The following is an 11,120-nucleotide window of genomic DNA, read 5'->3' on the forward strand; positions in this document are numbered from 1 at the left end:
ATGCAGAAAGCCCAAAAATCCCTCCCATCTGCGGTCTTGATAAGTCTTTAACCAGACATAGCTGATTAGTTCTAAGGGATTTCAAAGAAATAAATTATCCAAATAAACGAACCACAGAGGCGCAGAGAACACAGAGAGAAGAGAAATAGGGAAGATTTGTGTGTTAGTTTTGGGATATTTTTTTACTTGGAAGTCCTTAAATGCGCCGATCGCTGTTAGGTAAATTTTGCTGGGTATTTGGCTGTTTACGAGATTGCGATTGAGTATATATATAGGTTACTACTCCTAAAGTCAGCCCAATAGCCAACACCACTCCTACGATTCGCAAGAAATTAGGAGTAATTTTTGTAGTTAGCTGCTCAGTTAGCCTTGGTTGGTAAATAGTATCATCCGTTCGTGCTTGTGGTCTGCTTTGATTAGACGCAGGTCGTGGCTGATACAACGTCACATCTGGTTGCATTGGTGGTCTACTTTGATTAGATGCTGGTCGCGGCTGAAACAACGTCTTATCTGCTGGAACTGGTGGTCTATTTTGATTAGATACTGGTCGTGGTTGAAATAACGTCTTATCTGGTGGTACTTGTTGACCACCTTGATTAGATCCTGGTCGTGGTTGAAACAACGTCTTATCTGGTGGTACTTGTCGATCGCTTTGATTAGCTCCTGGTCGTGGTTGATATAATGTCACATCAGGTTTGCTGGCGTTCGGATTATTCACCGGACTCTGTTGATTTTGCTCACCTGGGTTAAATGGTCTGGGAACGGTTTCGTGATTTGAACCTTGGGTCTGTCTAGCCTGAATGGGAGGAACGGTTTGCTCAGATTGGTTTTGCTTAATCGGGTTAAATGGTCTGGGAACAGTTTCGTGATTTGAGCCTTGATTGAAAGCAGATGGAGGACGCAGAATTGTGTCGTCGTTCGATTGTCTGGGAACAGTTTCGTGATTTGAGCCTTGATTGGAAGCAGATGGAGGACGCAGAATCGTGTCGTCGTTTGATTGTCTGGGAACAGTTTCGTGATTTGAACCTTGATTGAAAGCAGATGGAGGACGCACAATCGTGTCGTCGTTTGATTGTCTGGGAACAGTTTCGTAATTTGAACCTTGATTAAAAGAAGGTTGCGATCGCCCAGTAATTTCTCTGGGTACACTAGATTCTGTGGCAAATTTTGCAGCAGCTTGTAAAGCTTGATTCAGTTCTTCTACCGTTGCAAATCGGTTAGCTGGGTTCTTTTGGAGGCATTTCATCACCACCGCTTCCAATTGTATGGGTAAACTCTCACACCCTGGTTGCGATCGCAGTGGTTTTGGTGGCTCATAAGCATGAGCTAATACCCAAGAAGCTTCACTAACATGACTACCCTTAATGCTGATTCCAAATGGGTCGGCTGCACTCAGCATTTCATAAAGGATAATTCCTAAGCTGTAAATATCACCTCTAGCGTCCAGGTTTCGATCGCTTTGGATTTGTTCAGGAGGTGCGTAACGAAATGTACCGATAAATGTACTAGTTATATTTGTAATATTGGTATTTTCTGAAGATTCACTGCGAATTTTGGCAACACCAAAATCCAAAACCTTCACCCACTCTCCCAAATCTGTGGGCATCAAAAATATATTATCTGGTTTCAGGTCGCGGTGAATTACCTGATGAATATGTTCAGTGGTTTTGCCGCCATCCCGTTGGAGAGTCACTCCTTGATGGGCAAGCTGTAAACCCTTACAAACTTGAGCCATAATCTTCACCGTTCGCTCAACAGACAGCCGCTTGTCCCGCAGCAGTAATTGTCCAAGCGTTTGCCCCCGCAAATATTCCATGACGTAAAATGGAAAACCTTCCGGGGTGACTCCACAGTCACTAATCTTAACAATGTGGTCGCTTTGCAAAGCAGCACAAACTGCCACCTCACGCTCAAAACGCTTTCTCATTTCTTGTGATGCCACTAGGGTATCTTTGAGCAACTTCAACGCTACCTGCTGACCTACACGGGTGTCCGTTGCCAGGAAGACTTCTCCCATGCCACCCCCGCCTAACCGTCTGTCTAAACGGTATCGCTGGTTATCACCTACGAAGCGACCATTCCAAGAATTTGAAGAAGGTGGGGATTTCATCTGGCGCAACCCATCCTAGTTACTTTAAGTGTTAACTTTATTCAGAGATAATACTAGTATTACAAATATGATTGCTTCATAACTTAGATGAATATTAGTAATATATGCTACTAGTAATTATCTAATTATACTCAGCTTAACATATTAGTAACTTAAGTAATGCAATAAATTTGATAAAATGTTTAAACTTAAGACCTGTAGCAGTTGAAATTTGTTCCTGATATTAAGTTAGCGCAAGTTCGACGATAATCGTTAGCTTCAGTAGTGCTGAGTGACTAAGAGAGTGAAAGGTAGAGCGCAAACTACGAACCTAGCAAGTCAAACTTGATAGACAAGTAATTAAATTTAACACTCTTCTTAAATTACACTGCTAATTTTGACTAGTGAATCAGGAGGCTAAGATGGAAAGCAACACCACAACATGGTGGATATATGCATTATTGTCAGCTGGCTTTGCAGCATTGACAACTATCTTTGCCAAAATTGGGATAGAAAATGTGAATGCTAATTTAGCAACAGCAATCCGAACTGTTGTCATCTTAGTAGTTGCTTGGGGAATTGTATTTTTTCAGGGAAACGTAGTTAATATCTTAGCTATATCCCAAAAAACCATGATTTTCTTATTATTATCTGGAGTATCTACAGGGTTATCATGGATTTTTTACTTCCAAGCCTTACAAGCAGGAAAAGCTTCCCTTGTTGCACCAATTGATAAATCAAGCTTGGTATTAGTTTTATTTTTTTCAGTCATTTTTTTGGGAGAAACATTAAATTGGAAGATCATTTTAGGAACTGGGTTAGTAGTCATAGGCACTTTAATTTTAATTATTTAAAATCTTAATTAAGAGGATGTTTTAAAATTCTAACGTTCAAGTACATCAGATAGCTTTAAGTGGAAATTTACATAGTTTTAATAAAATAGTTTTGACCATTGCCGAGTCTTTTTAATTAAGATGGTAGGTGGATTTATGCCGTGCTGTACTAATAGTTGACAATCCGCTTTTGTCTGCCGTGCTGATAGTCTTTGCGACAACAAGACTTAAAGTTTTGCAAAATATATTCTATTAATGTACTCTGGCGTACATGATTAATATGTGCTATTGCCATGAGGAATCAGGATGAGTAATGTGCTCTCTATAGCCGCAGTGACAGCAGTACTAAAAGTCTTGCTGGAAAATGGTTTAGTCAGCGATCCGATCGCTGCTAGTGTTGGTGATGTGATTGTAACTGCTCTACCGCCCGATCGAATTTCAGTTGAAGCTGACGAGCGTGCCCAAATCAACCTTTTTCTCTATCAAGTGACGCAGAATCGCAATGTCGATTGGGTATCTCAAGAATTTCGGAGCAGGCACTCACGTATTAATGGAAACCCGCGTTCTTCGACTCCACCACTAGCTCTTGATCTTCACTACTTATTAACAGCTTACGGAGCCAAGGATTTTCAGGCAGAGCTTTTACTGGGCTATGCAATGCATTTATTACACAAAACACCAGCTATCACATCTGATATTATTGAAAATACTTTGATAAATGCATCTACAACTAATACCTCAAGTGCTTTTTCCCAAGCTGTAGCAAGTGTGTCTGTATCCGATTTAGCTGAACAAATTGGGCAGATAAAACTGACTCCAGAGTTTTTTAACATGGAAGAAACTTCTAAGTTATGGTCTGCTTTACAAACACACTATCGACCTTCAGCTACCTATTTAGCATCAATGGTATTGATTGAAAGTAGTAAATCTGACAAAGAAGAAGGTTTCTACACGATGCCCTTGTCTCAACCGAATATAGAGCAAGTTATAGCTCCAACAAAAACTGAACAAATGATTGTTGCAGGTACAAAATTAGTAATTCGTGGTAAACGGTTACGGGGTGAAATCACACGAGTTCGTTTCGGTAATACGGAGACATTACTAGTACCTCAAGAAGTAAAAGAAACGCAAATCAGTTTGTTAGTGCCACCAGATTTATACGCAAGCGTTCAGGGTGTCCAAGTTGTACATCTAACAATGGGCAATAATGCAGGGCAAACGAATCATCTAGTTGAATCAAACGTTGCAGCTTTTGTTTTACATCCAACAATTACAGCATTCGTCACTCAAGTAGAAAATAGTGGCGATTTACGCACGGTAGAAATTACCGTTAAATTCCAGCCCAAAGTAGGTAAGGCACAGCGGGTAGTTTTGCTACTCAATGAGGTATCAAATGAGGTATCAGATGATAGTCCGGTAGCTTACTCTTTCTTGGCTGCACCACCGACTCAAGACACTGATGCGATCGCGATTCCGGTCAAAAACGTCAAGCCAGGAACTTATATTGTGCGGGTGCGGGTAGATGGGGCCGAAAGTCCACTACAAAAGAATCAGTTTGGGGAATATGATTCGCCACAGGTGACAATTTTATGAATGCTACGATAATTAATCACAATTGGGATGAGGCAAACTACCGCTACCTATCAGCAGCTCTTGCCGTGGTGCGTGATATTTTAGAAAATCACACGGCAAAAGAGCAAAACCAACCTGAAGAGAACAACCAAGAGCATTTACAGCAAGCGTTACAGGAAACGGCTGCTGCTATGCCTGCACCATCAGCATTGGAGAGAATATGCAAAATGTTTCGCCTCTCATCTTTTGAACGTGATTTGTTGCTGTTGTGTACAGGTATGGAATTAAATGGAGATTTTGCCAAATTGTGTGCTATAGTTCACGACGATTCACAACGAGCTTACCCAACTTTGGGTTTAGCTTTGGCAGCTTTACCTAACGTCCACTGGGATGCGATCGCTCCAAATGCTCCCTTACGCCATTGGCGGTTAATTCAAATTGGTGATGGTCATTCCCTGACTCTCAGTCCCTTGAGAATTGACGAGCGGATTTTACATTATCTCACGGGTATCCAATATCTTGACGAACGGCTAGCTGGTATCATTGAGCCATTACCAGAGGTTAGCGATTTAGTACCCTCACACCAAGATTTAGCAGAGCGAGTAGCAGCGGTTTGGTCACAAGCTTACAAGGTTAATAGCTTGCCAATTGTCCAGTTATCTAGTGGTGAAACTGCCAGTAAACGTGCCATTGCCGCTACAATTTGTCAACTTCAGGGTTTAAGCTTGTGGGTAATGCCTGCACAAGTCATTCCTTTAGCACCTGGCGAATTGGATAATCTCATCCGCCTGTGGACTCGCGAGACGATTTTAAGTAAGAGTGCCTTACTCATAGACTGCAACGAACTGGATACTAATGATACAGCGCGGCTGAATGCGATCGCTCGTTTCATTGAACGCACAAAGGGCTTTTTAATAGTTACAAGTCGAGAACGGATCGGCTTATCACAACGCCTAGTAGTTAATTTTGACGTACATCAACCAACTAGCAAAGAACAAAGTGCAGTTTGGCAAGATGCATTAGGGGCGAGTGCATCGCAAATGAATGGGCAAGTCAAAACCTTAGTGGATCAGTTTAACCTCAGTGCTGCAACCATTCGTGCTGCTTGTGCAGAAGCCGCAGGACAGTTGGCACAAACACCAGAAAGCGATATCACTAGTGTTTTATGGGATGCCTGCCGCGTGCAAGCACGTCCGCGCTTAGATGAACTTGCCCAACGGATTGAGCCATCTGGTGATTGGGAGGACTTAGTATTACCAGAGGCACAGAAACAAGTTCTCCGGGAAATTGCGGCTCATGTGCGCCAACGAAGTACTGTATATAATAATTGGGGTTTTGGGGGCAAGAGTGCGCGGGGATTGGGAATCAGCGCTCTATTTGCAGGTAGTAGCGGCACTGGTAAAACCTTGGGGGCAGAAGTACTAGCTCAGAAATTACGCCTCGACCTCTATCGGATTGACCTATCATCGGTAGTCAGCAAATATATTGGCGAGACAGAGAAGAATTTGCGTCGGGTATTTGATGCCGCAGAACAAGGTGGAGTGATTTTGTTATTTGATGAAGCTGACGCTTTATTTGGCAAACGGAGTGAAGTCAAAGATGCGCGCGATCGCTATGCCAATATTGAAGTTAGCTACCTATTGCAACGTATGGAAAGTTACCCAGGTCTAGCAGTCTTGACTACCAACCTGAAGAGTGCAATTGATACAGCCTTCCTGCGGCGGATTCGCTTTGTGGTGCAGTTCCCCTTCCCCGATACAATGCAACGAGCCGAGATTTGGCGGCGCGTCTTTCCAGCCGAAACCCCAACCGCAGATTTAGATGCTCTGCAACTAGCACGGCTCAATGTCGCTGGAGGTAATATCCGTAACATCGCCTTAAATGCCGCTTTCCTCGCTGCCGATGCCGGGGAACCAGTACAGATGAAACACGTATTGCGAGCGGCTCAAACAGAATATAGTAAGTTAGAGAAACCCCTGACTGATGCGGAAGTGGGAGGATGGATGTGATTTTACAATTTTGACCTTATTGGAAGATCCTGGTAGCTAGACTAGGTTGTAAAATTTGTGAGCGATGTCTAGAAGAGGATGTACCTACGCCAACTACCATAGCAAACAAAATTACTCTGGTAATTCACCAAATCTTTCCCGATAGCGAGCAAGCATGGACTCCATTTGGGCAAGTTGTTGTTCGGCTTGTTCGCGTTGCTGCTCGGCTTGTTGACGCTGTTGCTGTTCTTGGTGTGCTACTTCTTCTGGCGTGGGTGTCAGTTGTCCATCGAGAGTGAAAAAGCGCAACTTCGATTGATAAATTCCCAAATATAACTGCAATTGCTGACTCCATAACCAACCTGCTTCATTTGCTTGCAGTTCTTGATAACGGCCATCTAATAAATGAAATCCTTTAAATTCTAAACTTACTGGATCGAACCAAAAATAATCAGGAGTCCGCCAAATATCTTGATAGATTTCCTTTTTCAACCCTCTATCAGTAGCAGCTGTTTTGTCAGAAAGAATCTCTACAATCACATTTGGGTATTTGCCATCTTCTTCCCAAACTACCCAGCTTTTACGTATTTTACGCTGGGTATTTAAAACTACAAAGAAGTCGGGGCCTCTAAATTGCTCAGATTTGCGTTGACGCGGACTGTAATAAATCGTCATGTTACCGCAAGCGTAGAAATCTTGACGCTCTTGCCACAACCATTCCAAACACTGAATCAACAGCAGTATTTGCCGCAAGTGAAGTTCTGTTTCCAAAGGTGGTTCATCACTGTATAAATCACCAGGAGGAAATATAACATCTTCTGGTGTGTCTTCTAAAATTATTTCTAAATCTTGAGCAGAAGACATAATAATTTCTCTTTTTACAAGATAAATCTAACTTAACCCAATTCATTCAGCTTCAAAAGCGATGGCTTTTCTACAAGAGGCTATTGCCAAGGGCGAACGCCTCAATTTTTCATTTCAGCTTTCTACGATTATAAGTCTCGCTCACACAGAGTTATATCATGTTCCGTAAAAGACTTATCATTAAGAGCGCAGGGGGCAGGGCGCAGGGGGAAAGAGGGTTTTAAGATTTTTGCATAGATGCCCGGAATAATAACTAATCAAGCGGACATGATATTACTGCTGGCACATAATAATTTCCACTTAAGTCGATAGCGATCGCCAATGATGACTCTGATATTCTTGATTTAGATAATATTGAGGATCATTTGAAGAGTATCGGGGTTTTAGGGAATGGTGGTTTCTTAGGTGTAGATTTTGGAGACTATACCTCGGAAGACGATGAACTAGCCGCTTTAGCAGCAGCTCGTCCTTGCGCTGCAACCATACGAGGAAAGTACGATCAAACCACTTCTCAATGGACTGTACCAAGTCCCTGAGTCAACTTTTAATTATTTACGTCGATTTAATTTACAAATCCGTCTACTAAATCAAAGATTTTTACATCGTTTCCAATCTCCGACTGGTGATACAGATTTGAGCAGTACAGTTTAAAACTTTTTCAACTTGTTTTGGTGCTTTGATTTCAGTAAATAGCTGAATCGCTCGATTAAAATTTATTTGACTTTCATCAAGTGTTGCCATCTTTTTATTAGTTAAACCCAATTGAAAATAAGCTTCAGCCAGGTCACACTTTGCACCTATTCTATCCAAAAGTTCGATTGCTTCTGTGTGATTAACAAGAGCTAATGCAAAATCTATTTGTTGTCGATGGATTTCTGCTAAACCATTGAGTGTTTTTGCTTTTACCTGCATATAGTGACTTTCTTCAGCAAAAGTCAAAGCTTGATGGAATATCTGATTTGCCTGGTGAAATTCGCCCAAATTGACGTAGGTTTGACCTAAAATTTGCATGAAATAAACAAATCTTCCAGTCTGTTCCACCAATTTTTCGTTCGTAATATTTTGATAAGCTACATCTGCTAATGCAGACGAGGCATCACGCAAACCTAAATAAGAATACACCAAAGCTAAACAGACTGAAGCTTTCTCTGCCCAGCGATGATGCTCGGTATTTTGAGCTAAGTAAATTACTTGTTGAAATAACTTTGCGGCTGTCTCTAGTTCCCACAAATCTATCTTGTAAAGACCAATACTTAATAAAGAATCTACCTCTAGCATCCTCAGATAGTAAACTGTATGTTTATTTTCTGGCTGAGGTATAAGTGATTTGAGTGCTTGCGTTGCTAAAGTAATAGTCTTTTCTTGACAAGCGATCGCTTGACTAATCTTACCTCTTATCCAATATAGATCGCCTAATATATTATAAAGCTCGCTAACATTTTGGTCATTTCCAAAATTGTGAACAATTTGAGTAATTGCCGCAAGTATCGGTTGAATTAAACCCATTCGATACAACGTACTACCAAGAGGTAAAAACTGCTGCCATTGATTATTTCGACTTTTTAAAATGACCTTACCCGCCAATTCAAATTCATGAATTTCTATGTAGTGATAATATGCTTCCAGAGCTTGCAAAGCATCCTTAAAGGTTTCAATTTGTTTAACACTCGTTGTCCAAAATTCTGCGGCTTTGTGGTTGGCAATTTCCCATTCATCGCTGGGGCGTAAACGTGCGATCGCTTCTTTCCGAATCACCGGATGCAACCAGTATTCACCTTTTTCACACTCCACTAAAGACCGATTTCTCAACGAGGCGATAATTTGGCGATGTTGCTCAGATGGGACATCCCACAGCAAACAAAACAACCCTTGAGATGGAATACTGCATATATCTTGGTAACGATAACATCCCAAACGGCAAAGTAAGCGATATGCTTGGGGGTCGAGAGTTTGCAGACGATTAATTTGACTAACAGCTAAATTTTTTAAGTCTGTTGCTGCTAAAGGATCGGCATGATTTTCTTGCCAATAAAGAACCATGTCACCGTCGAAATCCTCTTGAATCGAACCACAGAGAATTCCCATTGCTTTAGCATTACCGCCATAAGTGCGATGCATGATTTGCAAGGTTGGCGAGTTGATGGCTAATCCCTGGTTACTAAAAAACTTTTGCCATGCGCTTTCATCTAAGCCAGGAAGCCGATAGTGATTCACATTCAACCCAGGTTCACAAAGGCGATCGCGACTAGTAATCAAGGTAACAGATTGCACTCTAGCATCAGCCAATACCCGTAATAGTTCCACATAGTTGCGATGAGAAGCAATCAACCCACCTTGTCGATCTAATGCAGGTTCGAGATTATCAATTAACACCCCAATCCGCCGATTGTGGAGTTGGCGCTTGAGTCGTCCCAAAGTTACCCCAAATTCTACCCCAGGTTCTCGATCGAAATCTTGTTTGAGCCATTCCTCTACTACCCTTTCTGCGGGGGTGATATTCTGCGTTTCCTTCGCCATCAACAGTTCTAAAACTAAGTCAAACCCCTGATGGAGATATTGCTGCGCTAGAGTAGTTTTGCCTAAACCTCCCTCACCTTGGATAACAATGACTTTTGAGCCTTGATTTACCAAAGTATTCAGGTGAGCGATCGCTTCTGTTCGTCCAATAAAATTGGTATCCTCTAATTTTGGGGTGGGTTGGTGCGATCGCGAGTAATCAATCAGACTGGATGATATCGCAGTAGTTTTTCTCAGAACCCGTTCCAAAGTAGCGCGACAATTACTTTTGGTAATCTTTTCTCGTAATACTTTAGAAAGCAACTTCCATAACTGAGAACCAGCATCCTTGGCGTGTCCTTCCGTACAACCGTAAGAATCAGCGATATCTAAATATTTTCTACCCAACCAAACTTGCACAAGAATCACTTTTTGCAAATCGCTCAACTGTTCCCCAGTCTGAGGGGGAATTATAGCGTCTAACCATGCTAATGCTGCTTGGGCGTCCATTGTGTAACGACAAGGGTAGTTCAGATTTTAAGGACAACTATAAATCAATCTACAGTTATGCTGCTGGAATTTTCGGATAAGATTCTGTAAATCCGACTTTTTTCCCGACTTTTGCAAACTTTATAGGACTTACGCAAAAAACCTCTCTAACTCTTATTCCTCTGTGTTCTCTGCGTTCTCTGTGGTTTGATTTTCCGTGACCTGTGCGTAAGTCCTGCTTTATTCAAAATTCAGCAGCAAGTTATTGAAAGGATTGCTGTTATTCCAACGGTAGGTATTAAAGTCTCGTTGACCAACTGTCAAAATCCGTCCGTGTCCCAGATGTTCTGCTAGGGACTTCCAGAGAAGCATCTGCCATATCCATTGGCAAATCTGCATATTTTTCCATAAGTTCAACCATGCGTGTAACATGATGACTTCGTAAGTCAAACACCTCAAATGCTTCCTGTGCAACCTCTACGCTTTGTATCGGTTCAATTCTTGCGTTTGCCCTACAGCCCTTTGGGCATCCTACGGCAGGCGTTGGCAAAGCCATCGCTTTTGTGTTTAATAAAAGCAAGTTTGCTAAATTCCTATATTGAATTCGGACAATCGTTGATTGAATTTGGGTAGTCGTTGATTGAATTTGGGCAGTCGTTGATTGAATTCGGACAGTCGTTGATTGAATTCGGACAGTCGTTGATTGAATTTGGGCAGTCGTTGATTGAATTCGGACAGTCGTTGATTGAATTCGGACAGTCGTTGATTGAATTTGGGCAGTCGTTGATT

At 41.8% G+C, this 11,120-nt stretch carries 7 protein-coding genes and 1 pseudogene; 4 read left to right on the forward strand and 4 right to left on the reverse strand.

Annotation, left to right across the window (positions count from 1 at the left end; all coding sequences use genetic code 11):
* Nucleotides 1-196: 196 nt before the first annotated feature.
* Nucleotides 197-2,110: a protein kinase domain-containing protein gene (locus V7K41_RS14145; RefSeq protein WP_334849047.1), complete on the reverse strand. Its 1,914-nt coding sequence runs from the start codon at nt 2,108-2,110 to the stop codon at nt 197-199.
* 401 nt (nt 2,111-2,511) lie between these two features.
* On the opposite strand from V7K41_RS14145, the gene V7K41_RS14150 reads away from it, so the two are divergent.
* The 3 genes from V7K41_RS14150 to V7K41_RS14160 all read left to right on the forward strand — a co-directional run bounded on the left by V7K41_RS14150 (nt 2,512) and on the right by V7K41_RS14160 (nt 6,503).
* Nucleotides 2,512-2,943, forward strand: coding sequence for an EamA family transporter (locus V7K41_RS14150; RefSeq protein ID WP_334849050.1), 432 nt, complete (start codon nt 2,512-2,514; stop codon nt 2,941-2,943).
* 285 nt (nt 2,944-3,228) lie between these two features.
* A complete protein-coding gene (locus V7K41_RS14155) occupies nt 3,229-4,515 on the forward strand; it encodes a DUF4255 domain-containing protein (protein ID WP_334849052.1) in 1,287 nt (428 codons plus the stop codon).
* Nucleotides 4,512-6,503, forward strand: a complete 1,992-nt coding sequence (locus V7K41_RS14160) for an ATP-binding protein (RefSeq protein ID WP_334849053.1) — start codon at nt 4,512-4,514, stop codon at nt 6,501-6,503. The genes V7K41_RS14155 and V7K41_RS14160 overlap by 4 nt, the downstream gene beginning before the upstream one ends.
* A 111-nt stretch (nt 6,504-6,614) precedes the next feature.
* Here the strand turns inward: V7K41_RS14160 and V7K41_RS14165 are convergent, their stop codons facing one another.
* Nucleotides 6,615-7,346 (reverse strand): Uma2 family endonuclease, encoded by a 732-nt coding sequence (locus V7K41_RS14165; RefSeq protein WP_334849055.1) that lies wholly within the window; start codon nt 7,344-7,346, stop codon nt 6,615-6,617.
* A 365-nt stretch (nt 7,347-7,711) separates the two neighbouring features.
* On the opposite strand from V7K41_RS14165, the gene V7K41_RS14170 reads away from it, so the two are divergent.
* Complete coding sequence (locus tag V7K41_RS14170; protein WP_334849057.1) at nt 7,712-7,882, forward strand: hypothetical protein; 171 nt, start codon at nt 7,712-7,714, stop codon at nt 7,880-7,882.
* A gap of 61 nt (nt 7,883-7,943) precedes the next feature.
* On the opposite strand, the gene V7K41_RS14175 is transcribed toward V7K41_RS14170, so the two are convergent.
* Both V7K41_RS14175 and V7K41_RS14180 read right to left on the reverse strand, forming a co-directional pair.
* A complete protein-coding gene (locus V7K41_RS14175; protein WP_334849058.1) occupies nt 7,944-10,352 on the reverse strand; it encodes an NB-ARC domain-containing protein in 2,409 nt (802 codons plus the stop codon).
* 277 nt (nt 10,353-10,629) lie between these two features.
* A pseudogene (locus V7K41_RS14180) lies at nt 10,630-11,120 on the reverse strand (hypothetical protein); the annotation flags it as partial.

This window comes from Nostoc sp. (assembly GCF_036917415.1).
In the GTDB taxonomy this organism is placed as follows: domain Bacteria; phylum Cyanobacteriota; class Cyanobacteriia; order Cyanobacteriales; family Nostocaceae; genus Nostoc.

Bases quoted from the DNA above. Each gene is read 5' to 3' on its own strand.
- V7K41_RS14175 (WP_334849058.1), bottom strand. From the start codon at position 10,352: ATGGACGCCCAAGCAGCATTAGCATGGTTAGACGCTATAATTCCCCCT.
- V7K41_RS14160 (WP_334849053.1), top strand. From the start codon at position 4,512: ATGAATGCTACGATAATTAATCACAATTGGGATGAGGCAAACTACCGC.
- V7K41_RS14165 (WP_334849055.1), bottom strand. From the start codon at position 7,346: ATGTCTTCTGCTCAAGATTTAGAAATAATTTTAGAAGACACACCAGAA.
- V7K41_RS14145 (WP_334849047.1), bottom strand. From the start codon at position 2,110: ATGAAATCCCCACCTTCTTCAAATTCTTGGAATGGTCGCTTCGTAGGT.
- V7K41_RS14150 (WP_334849050.1), top strand. From the start codon at position 2,512: ATGGAAAGCAACACCACAACATGGTGGATATATGCATTATTGTCAGCT.
- V7K41_RS14155 (WP_334849052.1), top strand. From the start codon at position 3,229: ATGAGTAATGTGCTCTCTATAGCCGCAGTGACAGCAGTACTAAAAGTC.